This window comes from Leptospira sarikeiensis, assembly GCF_004769615.1.
GTDB classification, from domain to species: domain Bacteria; phylum Spirochaetota; class Leptospiria; order Leptospirales; family Leptospiraceae; genus Leptospira_B; species Leptospira_B sarikeiensis.
Map to the genome: position 1 here is coordinate 357,736 of NZ_RQGF01000012.1, position 17,607 is coordinate 375,342.

10 protein-coding genes are annotated in these 17,607 nt (G+C 44.1%); 1 reads left to right on the forward strand and 9 read right to left on the reverse strand.

Annotated features, from left to right (window positions below):
• The first annotated feature begins 2 nt into the window (after positions 1-2).
• Positions 3-533, forward strand: a complete 531-nt coding sequence (locus EHQ64_RS06125; RefSeq protein ID WP_135648606.1) for an SET domain-containing protein — start codon at positions 3-5, stop codon at positions 531-533.
• 43 nt (positions 534-576) lie between these two features.
• Here the strand turns inward: EHQ64_RS06125 and EHQ64_RS06130 are convergent, their stop codons facing one another.
• The 9 genes from EHQ64_RS06130 to EHQ64_RS06170 form a co-directional block, all read right to left on the reverse strand.
• Positions 577-1,167: a DUF2179 domain-containing protein gene (locus EHQ64_RS06130; protein ID WP_135648607.1), complete on the reverse strand. Its 591-nt coding sequence runs from the start codon at positions 1,165-1,167 to the stop codon at positions 577-579.
• A gap of 39 nt (positions 1,168-1,206) precedes the next feature.
• Positions 1,207-1,521 carry an LIC_10461 domain-containing protein gene (locus tag EHQ64_RS06135; protein ID WP_135648608.1) on the reverse strand — a complete coding sequence of 105 codons (315 nt, stop codon included), beginning with the start codon at positions 1,519-1,521 and terminating at the stop codon, positions 1,207-1,209.
• Positions 1,509-1,889 (reverse strand): Bor/Iss family lipoprotein, encoded by a 381-nt coding sequence (locus EHQ64_RS06140; RefSeq protein ID WP_135648609.1) that lies wholly within the window; start codon positions 1,887-1,889, stop codon positions 1,509-1,511. Before EHQ64_RS06140 ends, EHQ64_RS06135 begins: the two co-directional genes overlap by 13 nt.
• Complete coding sequence (locus EHQ64_RS06145) at positions 1,876-2,361, reverse strand: LIC_10463 family lipoprotein (RefSeq protein WP_135648610.1); 486 nt, start codon at positions 2,359-2,361, stop codon at positions 1,876-1,878. Before EHQ64_RS06145 ends, EHQ64_RS06140 begins: the two co-directional genes overlap by 14 nt.
• Positions 2,358-8,147 (reverse strand): beta strand repeat-containing protein, encoded by a 5,790-nt coding sequence (locus EHQ64_RS06150; RefSeq protein ID WP_135648611.1) that lies wholly within the window; start codon positions 8,145-8,147, stop codon positions 2,358-2,360. The genes EHQ64_RS06145 and EHQ64_RS06150 overlap by 4 nt, the downstream gene beginning before the upstream one ends.
• 508 nt (positions 8,148-8,655) lie before the next feature.
• Complete coding sequence (locus EHQ64_RS06155) at positions 8,656-9,009, reverse strand: LIC_10461 domain-containing protein (RefSeq protein ID WP_135648612.1); 354 nt, start codon at positions 9,007-9,009, stop codon at positions 8,656-8,658.
• Positions 8,994-9,371 (reverse strand): Bor/Iss family lipoprotein, encoded by a 378-nt coding sequence (locus tag EHQ64_RS06160; protein WP_135648613.1) that lies wholly within the window; start codon positions 9,369-9,371, stop codon positions 8,994-8,996. The genes EHQ64_RS06155 and EHQ64_RS06160 overlap by 16 nt, the downstream gene beginning before the upstream one ends.
• Positions 9,358-9,828 (reverse strand): hypothetical protein, encoded by a 471-nt coding sequence (locus EHQ64_RS06165; protein ID WP_135648614.1) that lies wholly within the window; start codon positions 9,826-9,828, stop codon positions 9,358-9,360. Before EHQ64_RS06165 ends, EHQ64_RS06160 begins: the two co-directional genes overlap by 14 nt.
• Complete coding sequence (locus tag EHQ64_RS06170; protein ID WP_135648615.1) at positions 9,828-17,306, reverse strand: beta strand repeat-containing protein; 7,479 nt, start codon at positions 17,304-17,306, stop codon at positions 9,828-9,830. The genes EHQ64_RS06165 and EHQ64_RS06170 overlap by 1 nt, the downstream gene beginning before the upstream one ends.
• Between the last annotated feature and the right edge of the window lie 301 nt (positions 17,307-17,607).

The window sequence follows — 17,607 nt, forward strand, 5'->3', positions numbered from 1 at the left end:
GCATGATCGAAAGACGCACGAACAAGTTCGGGGAAAACGGAATCTTCGCCTCTCAACCAATCGCTAAGGGAACTTTATTGTTCAGTTATAGCGAGTGGATCGAGGATGAGGAATTCGGATGGAAAGTACTCTCCGTTTCGGAAGCTGACGAACTTCCGGAAGAGGAAAAGGAAATCTTCATGAAATACGGCTATGACGTAGACTTCGGGCTAGTCACCGGACCTTCCGGACCTGAATACGTTATCAATAGCTCCAATTTTATGAACCATTCCTGTGATCCGAACATGTGGTACGATCAAACGGATAATATTATAGCCAAACGGGATATAGAGCCCGGAGAAGAGCTGACCATCGACTACGGAAACTTCGTAGTAAACTTTGATCAGACCTTTGAATGCGCTTGTGGTTCAAGTAATTGTAGGAAGTCCATCAGAAAGGACGACTGGAAGGTATTATTGCCTCAGTACAATTTGAATTTCCCTACCTTTATGCATAAGGAAATTAAAAAGATCTTGGTAAAAGTCCCAGCCTAAGGGACTTTTTTCTTTTCCGGGTTTCCGGGGCTTGTCCCCGGGATCATTTCCTTACTCTGGATTGCCTTCTCCATAAAATACGGGCAAAACTTTCTCCTTCCTGTCCTTCAGTCTTCCAAAGTTCCGGATCACTGGTCTTACGCGCATTCTCTATCGTATAGAAAGCTCCTGGAGCCGTTTTCTTTAGGATTGCTAACACGATCGGTATGTCCTTTCTTCTTAAAAAGGAAAGGATCACTTTTACGGGGCCTCTTGCTCCTTGAGCTTCCAGGCTTGTGGTCCTGTATCCGGCTTGGGTCAGATTTTGAACGATCTCTTCTCCTTTCTCCGGAACGATGATGCGGATAAGTGAATGCCCGATTGCAAGCTTCTCTTCTACAACCATTCCTAAGAAGGTGCCTGTTGCAAAACCGCCTGCGTAAGCGATATAGCAGAGAACATTGCTTAGATTTCTCATGATCTGAGTGATTACTATAAGCCAGAGAAGAACTTCCACAAAGCCAAGCATTGCAGCAAAGATCTTTCTTTCTCTTGAGATTAGAATGATTCGAACGGTTCCAATACTTACGTCCGTCATTCTGGCACAGTAAATTCCGAGGGGTAAAAGGATATAATCGAAGGCCCAATCAGGCATTCGATTATTTTGGAGGATCGTCGGCGCTTGGCCAGCAATTTACGGTTTGCAGTACACTTCTACTGTTTTGGTAGTATAGAAGGGGCCGATGAGTGTATGAATGACTAGGTCCAAAAATCCGGTCTTTAGAATGACTTCAGGATGATGTCTATCGCAGCTTGCTTCCATAGGAGCAGTTGTAGAATAAATCCCGAACACAGTACTTCCTTGTTTTACCTTTTTATCCGGGCCAGGGGTGTCTTTGGCAAGAGCGTATGGAGTATCCCCGCCTTTATGTACTACAGTCGTAGTATGACAGCCTAGTCCAAATCCTAAGACCGAAACTAAAACTAGAATTCTAACTACTTGTAACATTCTATCTCCACAGTTTGAGGGGAATATATTGCGAGGGTGAGCTGTTCCCAAAATCCGTTCCAGAATGTTGTGTATTGGTGAACCGATTTAGGTCCGTCTGCACAATATTTGGAAGTATCCACCACTAAGTTTCCGGGATAGAGCCCGAAGAAGTAATACGTATGTTGGATCTTATGGATCTCTCCGCCTTGTTCTGCCTGAGCGGAACGAAGGTCCAATGCTCTCTTACATTCTTTGGATGTAGGATAAACTCTACAAGCCTCAGGAGGAGCTTGCGGATAACGGACCATAGCATGTCTGCAATCCTGGGCAAGGCCTAGGCAAAGAAGAATAATCCCTAAAAATATAATCCTTTTATCTACGTGCAACTTCTTCCTCCCAAATCACCGAAGCGTATCCTGGGCCATGGACTGCTGCAAAAATTCTATAAGTGAGTACATCATTCTCGTTTGGAGAAAGATGTTTCAGTACCAGGGAATAATCCCCTTTCTCCGGATTTTCGATCTCTAGTTTGCATGGAGACTGAGAAGTGATCTTCTCTCCACAATTGGTTTTAGAATCGAATAGAATGCCTTTTTTGGCCAAGGTCACTCCAAGATCCGGTTTATCCGTGAGCACCTCTATGATCAAAGAAACTCTATCCGCTTGTTTGATCCTAAATCTGTATTCCCAAGAACCGGAGAGAATAGTCCCGTCCGTTTGTGCTTGGAAGGCAAGATTTTCCGCACGAGAGATCTTCTCGAAACGAAGAGGCTCGTGTCCTTGCTCTTCTCTACAATTATAAAGAAGAGCTAAAGAGAGTAGGCCGAGTGCAGCGGTAATGAAGAAAGTTTTTCTCATAGGTTTTGCTGCCTGTAAACTCGAACCGGGGTATTGTTTTTACCAACACTCACGTAGAGATAATTTACTCCACCGGTAGCAACGGATACAGCGGAGAAGATTTGCTGCACATTGCTCGAGTCTGTGAGTCCGTTACCCGCAATTTGGGTCCATACATTCGATGCAGAACCTGGATCCGCAGTATTGGTGCGATAGATCCTGATACCGTTCGGGTTATCGAATCCTACATAGAGATAGGTTCCGTTCTTAGCCACCATCGTAATGGTTTTATTCGTAGAATCTCCGAAGTTGGTGATACCGTTACCGTCGTCTCCAACAACCGTCCAATCTCCTGCATCACATTCGTTTGCATTTCCGGTTGTTGCAGGGCTACATTTCCAAAGCTGAGCTCTTCTGTTTGTCTCAGTTCCGTCAGTACAACCCGCTACAGTTCCTGCAGTTTGACGAACCGCGGATGCTTGAGTGCCTTGGACACAGATCGTACGAGTGACGTATAACTTATCGTTGAATTCTGCGAATTGAGCGAATGCTCTATCTGCAGGGATCAAATCGTAGAACTTAGCAAGTTCCAACGAGAACCAGTTATTGGTTGTGCTATTATGCCATTTCGTATTCGTTCTTGGTCCAATTTCTGTCCAATCGGCACAAGTATTTACTCCACTACATGCAGTGGTTGGATTTGAGGAGTTGGAACGAATGATCGAACCGTTATGCCCTACCGCATGCAAACCTCCGTTCGCTGCGTAGATCCTATTTTTGAATACGATGGAAGAATCCACTCCGATATAGTATCCCCAGTTCGGACTACTATTGGAAGAACCGCCGCTGGAAAGTCCGCCGAAATAAGGCATATAATCGATACGGATCCTTCTACCGTTTGTCCCGTCAGTCGCGTCACAGTTGGAACCTGCAGTACAGAATCCTGTAGTTCCTGATCCTGTATCACTTGTATTGAAAGAGATATATCCGAAGTCAGGTGCGTTCAAACCGGAGCCGCTCGTGTTACTCGGTTTTGCAAATCCAGGGAAGACCCTATTATTCATAACTGTAATGGAAGAAGTTCCCGCAGTTACTGTTCCTGTAATCGTTCCCATATCTATGTATTTGTAGTTCAGGTTGGTGGAAGTATCGTTCGAATAGTAGATATAATCGAATAGATAGTTTCCGCTTCCATCCGGAGTGGTTCTCGCAGCAGCGATAAAGATATAAGGATTACTTACCAAACTTCCTGTGGTGAAAATTCCACGTCCACTTTCGTTATCCGGTCCGCAACCGTTTGCAAGAGTCGCATCGTTTTGTGTACAACCAGAGTGTCCCAAGGTTACGTAAGGAGGAACTGCAATGCCGTTCTCTCTCGTAGTAGCAGTGCTTGAGCTTGTGTAAGTTGAATCTTGTCCGCTAAGCTGAGTGGTATCCTTGGTGAAGGAGAACTGAACGGATTCAGGATTTGCTCCATCATAAGCGAAACGTAAAGCTCCGTTACCTGCGTTGTTCGGCCCTGTGTAGATCTTGCTATTGAAGTCTGCAAGATAACCGAATGTAGATCCGTTCGGATCGATTGAGATCGGACCATCAGCAAAGTTTACAGGAGAAGTTCCACAACCTAGGAATGCGGCTCTATCTCTTGGAGAAGATTGAATATTCTCGGAATTTCCCGAGTCTCTGATCGATCCCCAAGAACTATTATTGAAACCGTCTCCATCCACGTTGTTTGCAGCGATGATTGTGTATTGAGCTCCTGTTTGTAGTAAACTATGGGTCACACAAACTTTTGCAGAATCAGCAGTCGCGCCACCGCAAACGATACCGTCCAGGATTTTCGCAGAGCTAATCGTTCCGAGATCTGTAGTTCCTACAAAAGCGTAACGGTTCGCACATTCAGAAGTGCTGCTACATTCTGCAGAGTTTGCCGTGTTATTTCCGGATTTGATCGGTTTAGAGAAGTTGATGATCACAGTGCTTGTGCTTGCGCAAGAAGCAGAACTTACTTTCAACTGTTCTTGTCCTACGAAGTCTCCGTAGTTCGCACAACCTAAATTGTTCGGACTTGCGGAAAGATCTTGGACTCCGCTCTTATTCACGATGATCGTGTAGTTCGTTCCGGAAGTTTGTGAAGAAGCTAAAGTTAGAGTATAGATCGCTCCTGTTCCACTTACCGAAGAAACGGAAATTGTGGATGTAGAAGAGAAGTTACTATTATTCGAACAAGAACCCGTTACTGCGGAAGTTAAAGCTAATTTGTAATTCGAAGCAGTGGTCGCTTGAGTAGCGTTTACGTCTTCGGAGAATGTTACCCGAATTGTAGTAGGGCTCAACGACACAACACTCGAAACTGTAGGAGGAGTCGTATCTAAGAATACTACAGTCAATTGAGTGTTTCCACTCACTGAACCGCTTGTTGCGCTGATCGTTACTGTTCCTGCAGAAACTCCAGTCGCTCTACCTTCTGTTCCGGAAGCATTGCTGATAGTCGCGTTGCTTGTGCTGGAAGAAGCCCAGGTGACTGTAGTTGTCAGGTTCTGAGTAGTGGAATCCGAATAAGTTCCTGTTGCAGTGAAGTCCTTAGTCTGGGTCGTATACACGCTACTATTCGTAGGAGATACAGAGATCGAAACGAGAACCGCAGCAGTTACCGTAAAGTTAGTGGAAGCAGAAACGGATCCCAAAGTCGCCGAGATCGTGCTTGTTCCTACAGCGACCGCAGTAGCTAAACCTTGGTTACCGCTTGCATTACTGATTGTAGAAGAGGCGGTATTAGAAGAAGCCCAAGTGACCTGAGCTGTCAGATCTAAAGTTGTAGCATCCGAATACACACCATTCGCAGTAAACTGAGTCGTATATCCTTTTGCAAGACTGGAGTTGGTTGGAGTGATCGTAATACTATCCAACACAGCTGCAGTTACTGTGACTACTGTATCAGTGCTTGTGACCGAGTTATATGTTGCAGAGATATTTGTGCTTCCTTCTTGTAGAGCGGTCAATCTTCCGTTGGTTCCACTTGCATTGCTGATAGTCGCTTTCGTTTGATCGAAAGAACTCCAAGTAACAGTAGTAGTTAAGTCGGAAGTGCTATTGTCCGTGTAGTGTCCTGTCGCAGTGAAGTTTTGTGTTCTTCCTTTTGCGATACTCAGAGTAGGAGAAGGAGCGATCGTAATGCTTGTCAAGGCCGCTGCAGTTACAGTCAGAGTGCTTGTAGGAGAAGTTACGGAACCTAAGGTCGCTGTAATATTTGTGGTCCCGGTTTGAAGAGTGGTAGCCACACCTTTCGTTCCGGCCGCATTGCTGATAGTCGCCTTGCTTGTATTGGAAGAAGCCCAAGTAACACTATTTGTCAGATCCTGGGTGCTTGCATCCGTATACGTTCCAGTTGCTGTGAAACTTTGAGTTAAACCTTTTGCAACACTTGGATTTGTAGGATCTACTTGGATAGAAACCAAGGTCGCCGCGGTTACTGTTAAATTCGCGTTTCCGCTGATACTTCCCAAAGTAGCGGTAATATTAGAAGTTCCTAAAGATCCACTATTCGGAGAAGTTAAAGTTTTCTTAGGAGTCGCAGTTAAACTTCCCAATTGGATGATGGAAGTCTGAGAACTTCCCCAAACAACTTGGTCCGTTAGATCTAAAGTGCTTCCATCCGAATAAGTTCCAGTTGCATCTGCCAATGCGGAAGTTCCTTTTGCGATAGAAGAATTATTGAAATGGACCTCGATTGAATCCAATTCCGCAGAAGTGACAGTAAATGTAATAGAACTAGAAACCGAACTAAGAGTAGCGGTAACTGTTGCAGTTCCTACGGAGACTCCGGTTCCTTTTCCTTCTGTTCCATTAGCGTTACTAACTCCTACAGTGGAATTGCTGGAGCTTGACCAAGTAACTTGAGTAGTCAGGTTTTGTGTGCTGGAATCCGAATAAGTTCCTGTTGCGGTTAAATTTTGAGATCTACCTTTTGCGACACTCGGATTAGAAGGAGTGATCGTGATAGATTGTAAGACCGCAGCAGTAACGGTAAGAGTAGTAGACGGAGAGGTTACAGAACCTAAAGTCGCGGAAATATTTGTAGTTCCGACTGCAACACCAGTTGCTTTACCTTCTGTTCCGGAAGCATTGCTGATAGTAGCTTTGCTTGTATCAGAAGAAGACCAGGTGACTTGGGTTGTCAGGTTCTGAGTGCTTGCATCCGTATAAGTTCCTGTCGCAACAAAGTCTCTTGTTAATCCTTTTGCGACGCTTGGATTTGTAGGAGTTACCGCAATCGAAACAAGTTTTGCAGCAGTTACAGTGATATCCACAGTGCCGCTAATACTTCCGGAAGTCGCCGTAATTGTAGAAGTTCCTAAGGATCCGCTGTTCGGAGAGTTTACCTGTTTTTTAGGAGTAGCAGTTAAACTTCCTAATTGAAGTACGGATGTTTGAGAACTAGACCAGGAAACCGAGCTGGTTATATTTTGAGAAGTTCCGTCGGAATAAACTCCTGTAGCAAGGATTGTCGTGCTTGTTCCTTTTGCGATCGAGGAATCATCCGCAGTTAATTGAATGGAATCTAAAACCGCAGCGGTTACTGAGAAAGAAATAGTCTCGTCTATCCCACCGATTTCTGCAGTGATATCAACAGTTCCTACATTGATCCCCGAAGCTCTACCTTCGAAACCGGAACCATTATCCACTGTTGCGATAGAACTGTCATCACTTGTCCAGGTCACTTGATCCGTGATCGTTTCATGATGTCCGTCTGAGAAAATCCCTGTAGCGACCAAGTTTAATGTTCTTCCTTTTGGAGTGCTTGGACTAGAAGGAGTGATCGTAATACTTTCCAAAACTGCAGCGGTAACCGTTACGTCGGTACTTCCCCCGATAGAACTTAAAGTAGCAGTGATTGTAGAAGTTCCTTGGTCTTCAGTGGATAAAAATCCTTTAGAGCCGGATGTATTGCTGATTGTAGCTACGGATGTATCGGAAGAATTCCAAGTCACTGAATTCGTAATATCCTGGCTGGAGCTATCCGAATAGGTTCCTGTCGCAGTATATTGTTGTGTTTTACCTAAGGCTAACGACTTGTTCGTAGGAGTTACTGCTATCGAAACGAGAGAAGCGGAACTTACGGTTAAAGATATATTAGAAGCGTTTAAACTATTATAAGAGGCGCGTACGGTTGTAGTTCCAGTGGCAACCGGAGTCACGAGTCCTGAAGCATCTATTGTAGCAATTGCAGCACTTCCTGTGTTCCAAGAAGTATTCGGATCGTTTGTAAGATCTTGATTGGAACCGTCGGCAAAATTACCGGTAAGAGAACATTGTCTTGTTACTCCCAAAGGAAGAGAATCCGTTTGGTTTACACAAGTGATCGTAATGGAAGAAATAGGAGCTCCAGTCACTGCAAGAGAGAGTTGAGCCGTTTTGTTTTCGTAAGTAATACTGATGTTCGCAGAACCGACTGCCATACCTGTAGCTTGTCCGCCGCTAGCCATAGAAATAACGGAAGCATCGCTAGAATTCCAAAGTGCATCTGCAGTAATATCTTTATGAGTTCCGTTAGAATAAGCAGCTGTCGCAACCAAGGACATGCTGGTAGTTTTTGCAAAACTAGGATTAGGAGAGGAAATTTCTACTCTGCTAAGAGTAGGAGAAGAGGAGCCTCCCGGTAAAAAGAAAAGTCCGCCTCCTTTTTTACCTGCAGCAAGACCCACAGCTCCGGTGAGTAGAGGCCAGGCGACACACCCTTGGAAAAGAATAAAGAAACACGCGAGTGCCGCGTAAAGTTTTTTGGTGTGGTTAATTCTAACGCTCATATCTATCTCTTAGTTCGAAGAGTTACTTTTTCTCTATCGACCTAAACCAATCTGACGATATAGACCTACGGACTATTTCATGAAAAAATAATTATATTGGATTACTGGAGTAAGTATATGCTTACTTGGACCCGAGAGTTGGGGCGGCGAGTTCGGTCGAATGCTGAACTCGTTTTAATTTCAAAAATCACCACTTAAGTGGGTAAAATTTGTTAGGAGCCGAGTTCTGCTATTTGCTTCTAAGATTATTTACTCCAAAAAACTAAAAAAACCGACTGCTCATTCGAAATTATAATATAGAAATTAGAAAGTAAGCGAACGATTACAATACGGATTATATAATTCGGACGAGTTTCTTCTTTCTTCGCTTCGTAAGCACAAAACTTTGACCTGAATTTAACATATATGAATCTGAAATGTTTTTCCTAAAGAAAGAGAGCCGAGCTGTGAGCGGAGAATAAAGGAAGACTAACGTAAAATTTTTTTAATAAATTTTACGTTTATGTCTCTATTGACCGAAATTATTTCCGTCTAGGATGCGTAAAGGTCTGCAATATACGATTACAGTCTTAGTATTGTAGAATGGTCCGATGAAAAAATGGATCAAAGAATCTCCCGGAGAAGTAACTAATTTCACCTCCGCAGGGATATTATTCTTACAAATCGCTTCTTCTTTTTGAGAAAGCAGATAGATACCGAATAAAGTACTTCCTTGTTTCATGTTTTTTTCGGGAGTAGGCGGTCTTTCTTGCTGAGTTACGGGAAGTGCATCCGCCTTATGCATGAGCACGGTAGAGTGGCAGCCTATCCCTGCTAAGATCAGAAAGATCCCTAAACAGATTTTATTTAGATTGGGTAACATTCTATCTCCAGAGTTCTGGGAGAATAGAGCAATAACGTGATCTGCTCCCAGAATGCGTCAGAAAAAGATTGGAATTGATGGGCCGATTTGGGACCGGCAGGACAATATTTTTCTAGATTCACTACGATTTCGGAGGGATAAAGCCCGAACAAATAGTATGTCTGGGGCACTGTGTGAATTTCACCATTACCATGACTCGGTTTAGAAGCTCTTTCTTCCAAAGCAAGTTTACATTCTTTAGAGCCTTGGTACAATCTACAAGGTTCGGGAACCCTTTGAGGATAATTCACCCATGCATGTCTGCAACTAGTGAAGAAACAGACTATGAATATTAGATATGTTGAAAATTTAACGGCGTACAATTTCTTCCTCCCATGCGACCGATGCAAATCCGGGACCGTGAACGGCCGCAAAAATCCTATAAAATAAAGGCTCTGAACTTTCTTTTTGGCTAAGGTCCAGGACCAGGGAATATTCTCCCGCACCTGGATTAGGAATTTCTAACTTACAAAGTTTTTCCTTAATCGTTGCCTTTGGGCAATGATATATATCAGGAAGTAAGAAGTCGTTTCGAACAAGTTTTGCGGATAAACCTTCCTTGTCCGATTGGAGTTCTATAACCAAGCTGACTCGATCCGCTTGTTTGATCCTAAATTTGTACTCCCAACTTCCTGAGGCTAAGGAACTGTCCACTTGGGCCTGGAAAACTAAAGTATCCGCTTTTTGGATCCTTTCGAATCTTAATGGTTCGGATCTTCCTCCAGGCCCGCAATTAGGGCAGGCGATCAAACATATTATGAAAATCAGATGTTTCTTCATTAGTTTTGCTGCCTATACACTCTTACCGGAACGTTGTTCTTACCTACGCTCACATACAGATAGTTAATTCCTCCGGATGGAACCGAAACTGCAGAGAATATCTGCTGCACATTTGTTGAATCTGTCAATCCTGCTCCCGCAACTTGGGTCCATACGTTGGATGCAGATCCAGGATTTGCAGTATTGGTCCTGTAGATACGGATTCCACTCGGATGGTCGAAGCCAACGTATAGATAAGATCCGTTTTTCACGATCATAGTCATGGTCCTGTTCGTGCTATCTCCGAAGTTGGTAATTCCGCTATTATCGTCTCCAACAACAGTCCAATCTCCCGAGTCACAATCTCCTGATCCTCCGGTTAATGTAGGATCACATTTCCATAATTGAGCTCTTCTATTCGTATCACTTCCGTTTGTACAACCGGTGACTGTTCCTGCAGAAGTTCTCATCGCAACAGCTTGAGAACTTTGAACACAAATCGTACGGGTCATATAAAGGTTTCCGTTAAATTCTGCGAATTGTGAGAAAGCTTTATCCCCAGGGATCAAGTCATAGAGTTTGGATAACTCTAAAGAGAACCAGTTATTGGTAGGGCTATTATGCCATTTCTGATTCGCTCTTGGACCGATCTCTGTCCAATCCGAACAATTATCCGGACCGACACAAGCGTTGACCGGATTTGCTGTCGTGCTTCGGATAATGGATCCGTTATGACCTACTGTATGAAGTCCGCCATTCGCTGCATAAATTCTACTATTGAATGTAAACATCGAATCCACGCCTATATAGTAAGCCCAGTTCGGAGAAGAGTTGTTTGATACCACTCCGAGTAGATTTGTAGGACCTCCAAAGAACGGCATATAGTTGATCATGAATCTTCTTCCGTTCGTTCCATCAAAGGCATCACAATTGGAACCCGAAGTACAGTTTCCTGTAGTTCCGGAATCGGAGGTATTGAATGTGATATAACCTAGATCCGGAGCATTCAATCCACCGAGTAATCCTCCGAGGATCGGACCTCCCACGTTACTGATTTTCGCGAAACCAGGATAGATCCGATTGTTTTGGACAGCCATTGCGGTAGATGTAGCCGTTACGGTTCCTGTAATGGAGCCCATATCGATATACTTGTAATTCAGGTTCGTGGAAGTATCCGATGAATAATACAGGTAATCGAACATGTAATTACCGCTTCCATCCGGAGTAGTTCTCGCTCCTCCGATGAAGATGTAAGGTACTCCGTTCAGATTTCCTGTAGTAAATATACCTCTACTGTTTTCATTATCCGGTCCGCATCCTGTTGCAAGGGTCGCATTGTTCACAGTGCAACCGGAATGTCCGAGAGTGATGTAAGGTGGAACTGCAATACTACTTTCTCTAGTAGTCGCGGTGTTTGCGCTAACATTTGCAGAATCGCCGTCTTGAACAAACGTGTCCTTAGTGAATGTGAACTGAACGTTTTCAGGAGTGGTTCCATCGTAACCGAATCTAAGAGCTCCACTTCCTGCATTGTTCGGTCCATTATAGATCTTACTGTTAAAGTCGGCCAGATATCCGAAAGTAGAACCGTTCGGATCGATAGATATTGGACCATCGGAGAAGTTTACAGGAGAAGTTCCACAACCTATGAAGGAAGCTCTATCTCTAGGAGATGATTGAACGTTTTCTGTATCTCCGGAGTTTCGAATAGATCCCCAGGTAGAGTTATCGAATCCATCCCCGTCCGCATTATTCGCAGCAATGATCGTATACTGAGAACCGTTTTGTATCAGGTTATGCGTTACGCATACCTTGCTCGAGTTCGCAGCCGCGCCACCGCACACTATACCATCTAGAATTTTAGCGGAGTTCACGGTGCCTAAGCTGTTCGTTCCGATAAAGGAGTAACGTTTCGCACATTCAGTAGTTGTGCTACATTCTCCGGATCCGGTAGTGTTATTTCCGGATTTGATCGGTTTGGAGAAGCTGATGACCACAGTGGTTACGCTTGAACAAGATGCAGAAGTGACTTTCAACTGTTCTTGTCCCACGAAGTCTGCATAGTTCGGACAGGTTAATGGGTTAGCCAGAGGAGAAAGATCTACGAGGCTACTTCTACTACCTATCAAAGTATAATTCGCACCTGCAGTTTGTGCAGAAGACAATGTAAGCACATATACCGCTCCACTTCCGCTTACGGAAGAAACCGTAAGTGCAGCAGAATTAGATGTGAAGAAACTATTGTCCGAAGGACTGCAACTGCCGGTTAATCCAGAAGTGGATACAATCTTATAATTCGCAGCGTTCGTTGCTGGAGTTGCCGCCATCGATTCGGAGAATGTTACCTGAATTGTAGTAGGGGTCAGAGATACTACATTCGTGATCGTTGGTGGAATATTATCCGCAGTATTGATCGTGAGGACTTGGCTTCCGTTCAAGGCTCCCAGAGTCGCGGTAATTGTCGTAGTACCTGCAGCCACCGCTGTAGCTTGACCATTGGTTCCTGCAGAATTGCTAATCGTTGCAATACCAGTGCTGCTAGAAGACCAAGTCACTGACGAGGTTATATTTTGGGTACTTGAATCCGTATACGTTCCAGTCGCCACAAGATTCTGCGTCTGGGTGATATAGATAGATGGATTCGTAGGAGATACCGAGATCGAAACCAATAGCGCCGCAGTAACAGTCAGGGTAGAAGAACCACTAACAGAACCTAAAGTCGCGGAGATGGTTGTCGCCCCCGTATTTACTGCGGTAGCTAAACCGTTATTACCTGCAGCGTTACTAATCACCGCTCTTGAAGTCTGAGAAGATGCCCAACTTACTTGAGTAGTCAGATCCAAAGTAGTTCCATCGGAATAAGTACCTGTCGCGGTATAATTTACGGTGTTTCCTTTTGGAAGACTGTAATTCACCGGAGACACTTGGATAGAGTTCAGCGCAGCGGAAGTAACCGATACTGTGGTCGCAGCACTTGCAACTGAGTTATAAGTCGCAACAATATCCGCGGATCCGATGTTTACTGCAGTGACTAAGCCGCTCGAGCCTCCTGAATTTCCTACAGTAGCTTTACTGGAATCACTAGTAGTCCAAGTGGCTTGTAAGGTAAGATCTGTCGTACTTCCATCAGTATAAGTTCCTGTTGCGGTGAAACTTTGAGTTCTACCTTTTGCCAAACTTAAGGTCGGATTCGGAGCGATCGTTACCGAAGCAAGAGTAGGCGAAGTGACAGTTAACGTGCTTGCAGGAGATGTAACCCCGCTATAAGCAGCTGTAATATTCGTAGTTCCAGTCGCTAAGGTGGTAGCTTTACCTTGGGTACCGGAAGCGTTACTGATCGTTGCCTTACTAGTATCCGAAGAACTCCAAGTGACTTGGTTTGTAAGATCCAAAGTGGATCCGTCAGTATATGTTCCGGTAGCTGTAAAGTTTTGAGGCAGACCAGAAGCGATATTAGGATTCGTTGGGTTCACTTGAATGGACACAAGAGTTGCCGCAGTTACGGAAAGTGTAGCAGATCCGGTTTCAGAACCTAGGGTTGCGGATACTACAGAAGATCCTTGGCTTCCTCCGGCCGGAGAATTCATAATTTTGAAAGGTCCTGCAACTAGGTTGCCTACTTGGATCACAGTAGTTTGAGAACTACCCCAAGACACTTGATCACTGATATTTAATGTACTTCCATCGGAATAAGTTCCTATTGCTTGCGCCTGAGTAGAAGTGCCCAATGCGATCGTGGATTGGGATAAATATACCTCTATCGAGTTCAGAACAGCATTAGTAACTTTGAATGTTACGATCCCGGAAACGGATCCTAGAGTTGCTGTGACATTTGTTTGTCCAACTGTGACTCCTGTAGCGTATCCTTGTCTTCCGGAAGTGTTGTCCATCGTTACTACTGCGGTATTATTACTTACCCAGGTAACTTGTGTGGTCAAATCCATCCAGCTTCCATCGGAATAAGTTCCTGTGGCGACTAAAGCTGTCGTTCTTCCTTTCGGAACAGATGGAAGAGAAGGATTGATCGTGATCGACTGTAAGGTTGCCGCGGTCACAGTCAATGTGCTTACTGGAGAAGTAACTCCGCTCAACGTAGCGCTAATATCCGTGGAGCCAGTAGCTTGGCTTGATGCCAACCCTTTGGAACCGGATGCATTACTGATAGTTGCAACACTAGTATTCGAAGAAGACCATACGACTTGGCTGGTCAGATTTTGAGTGGAACCATCGGTATAAGTTCCCGTTGCCATAAAGCTTTGGGTCAAACCTAAAGCTATGCTTGGATTCGTAGGGCTGATCTGGATAGAAGATAGAGCAGCAGGAGTGACCGTAATATCCGAAGATCCCGTTACAGCACCTAGGGTAGCACTCACAGTCGCAGTTCCTAAACTTCCTCCGGTGGCGCTGATATTCTTTTTAGGTACCGAATTCACGCTTCCTAATTGAATGATCGTGTTATCGGAAGTATTCCAAGTGACTTGATCGCTTATATTCAATGTAGTTCCGTCGGAATAAACCCCTGTTGCTAAAACAAAGGTGGATGTTCCTTGGTGAAGAGGATTTTCATCCGCAGTCACTTGGATAGAGGACAGGATCGCAGAAGTCACTTTGAAAGGAGAAGTTCCGGTAATACTGCCTAATGTAGCGGATACATTTGTATTTCCTGTGTTCACACCTGTCGCTTTTCCTTCATTCCCTGTAGAATTATCCAGGGTTACGATAGAGTTCGTATCACTCACCCAAGTAACTTGTGTTGTGATATTTTGAGAAGACCCGTCCGTAAAAATTCCTGTCGCGACTAGATTGAGACTTCTACCCTTAGGCGTACTAGGATTGCCCGGAGTGATCGTAATCGATTGAAGAGTTGCATTCGAAACTGTCAATACGCTCGGATCAGAGGTAGTTGACCCTAATGTCGCAGTAATATTCGTATTTCCTAATGCTAGGCTCGTTGCTTGTCCGTTTGTTCCGGAGCTATTGCTGATTGTAGCGATGTTGGTATTGGAAGAATTCCAAGTCGCCTGAGTAGTCAGATCTTTGGTGGTGCTATCCGAATAAGTACCGATAGCGGTGAAATTTTGACCCAAGCCTAATGCCACATTCGGATTGGTTGGATTTACTTGGATGGAAAGTAAAGTAGCTGCTGTAACAGTAACATCCGAACTTCCGCTGGTCGCTCCAAGAGTCGCAGTGATAGTGGATGTTCCGGTATTTCCAGAATTCTGAGAGAATACTTTGACTTTCGGAACAGAATTCAATGTACCGATCTGAAGGATCGTGGTATCGGAACTATCCCAAGTAACCTGATCGCTTATATTTTGAGAAGTTCCATCTGAATAAACTCCCGTCGCCAATGCATATGTGGAAGTACCCTTAGGAACGGAAGCATTATCCGGTGTAACTTGGATGGAAGTTAAAGTAGCATTCGTTACCTTAAAGGAAACGGTTGCTGTTTTTCCTGAAAGAAGAGCGGAAACATTCGTGGTTCCAGTATTTACTCCAGAGGCACTACCTTCATTTCCAATTGAATTGTCCACAGTTACTATCGAAGTACTTGAACTGCTCCAAGTGACTTGGGTAGTGATATCAGAGCTTGTTCCGTCCGTATAAATTCCGGTCGCTTTTAGATTTAAGGAAGTTCCCTTCGGAATACTAGGATTACCCGGAGTGATCGTGATGGAACTCAAACTTGCATTGCTTACCGTCAATGTATTATCAGGAGAAGTGACTCCGCTTAATGTAGCGCTAATGATCGTGCTACCAGTAGCTAAAGTTGTAGCTTGGCCATTGGATCCGGTAGAATTACTGATCGTTGCGATGGTTGTATCCGAAGAGCTCCAAGTCACAGAGTTTGTAATATCCTGGGTAGATAGATCCGAATAAGTACCTATAGCAGTGAAACTTTGAGACAAACCGTTTGATACAGAAGGATTGGTAGGATTGACCTGGATAGAGTTCAATGAAGCAGCAGTGACGGTGATTGTAGTCGAGCCAGTAACCGAACCCAAGGTTGCAGTAATCGAAACTGGGCCAAGACTTCCGGTATCCAGAGACTGTATCTTCTGTTTAGGTATAGAATTTAAATTACCAAACTGTAATGTACTTGGATCTCCACTGGACCAAGCGACTTGGTCGCTGATATTTTGAGAAGACCCATCGGAATATATACCATTGGCTTGAAGATAAGTTACGGTTCCTTTATGAATTGAGGATTGGTCTGCTATCACTTGGATAGAACTAAGAGTCGCTGCAGTAACTTGTAAGGAAATTGTTTGGTTTACTCCGCCTATTCCGGCTGAGATATTTGTGGAACCTACACTGTTGCCGCTAACTCTTCCCTGTAGACCGGCTCCGTTAGAAACGGAAGCAACCGTAGGAGTAGAACTGGACCAAGTAACTTGAGAAGTAATATCCGAAGAGGTTCCGTCCGAAAAAATCCCGGTCGCAGTCATATTCAGATAAGCTCCGTTAGCGACTTTAGGATTTGCAGGTGTGATGACAACCTTGGTCAGCACTGCAGAAGTTACAGTGACTTGAGTTGTAGAACTTACTGCACCTAGATTGGCAGTGATCGTCGCGGTACCAATAGATTCTGTATCTAAAAGTCCTTTCTTAGTAGAGTTGTCTATAGTAGCAACGCTAGTATCCGAAGAAGACCATCCAACTTGAGTCGTAATATCCTGAGTGGTATTATCACTATACGTTCCTATCGCGGAATATTGTTGTGTACTTCCAAGCGCGTAGGAATTATTACTAGGTGTAATTGAAATCGAATTTAATGCCGCATTACTTACAGTTACATTGATAGTATCTGTAAAAGATTCAAAGCTCGCGGTGATTTGGATCGGTCCTCCCGCTAACACACCATATAGTAAACCGTTTGCATCTACTGTTACGATATTCGTATCAGCTGAATTGAAGAAAGAGTCCGGATCCTTGGTCAGATCTAGATGGGAGCCGTCAGCGAAATTTCCCATAAGTTTACATTGCCTAGTGGTTCCTTGGGGAAGACTAGTATGAGAATTATCACAAACTATGCTGATACCGGTCAAAGGGGAAGAAGTTACTGTAAGATCCAAAGAGTCTGTCTTTCCCAAGTACTCGATCGAGACGGACGTTGTTCCTACACTCTCACCTTTCGCTTGTCCAACAAATAAAGCGGTTAGTTGAATGATCGAAGTGTCTACAACAGACCATGTTGCGTCATCCGTAATATCTACATTGGTATTGTCCGAATAGATTGCGGTAGCCTTCAACTGAATGCTCGAAGATTCTGCGAAACTTGTTGTCGGAGTGGAGATTTCCACTCTATCCAAAGTTGCCGGCCCTAGAGGTGTAAGTGAGCTAGGGAGAAAGAAGAGACCACTTCCTCCTTTTTTACGGGAAGCTAAACCCGCGGCGCCGATAAGAGCAGGCCAAGCAGAACATGCTCCGAAAGTGAATAAAAGTAATATGGGTACGATTACCCTGAAAGTAAGCTTTTGAATGGAAAATCTCATATAGTTACGCGACGTAATTCCAACCAGAAAGGGTTATCAGGAGCAGAAGGAAGATGATTGAACGGAGTCTGGTAACTTCCCCATAAAAGTCCCAAATATGTATATTTATTATGTCCAAACTCATCCCAACGGCCCTTGGTTTTGCGCCGAACATCTCTCTTCAAAAAAGTAAGAAGGGTGTATAACGCATTTATGTTTTTTCTGCAACAATAAAAAGTCGCTGTGAGGTAATGTGATGTAAAAAAGTTATTAATAACACATAATCATTAAAAAAATCATATGTTCGAAAAAAATGATATAC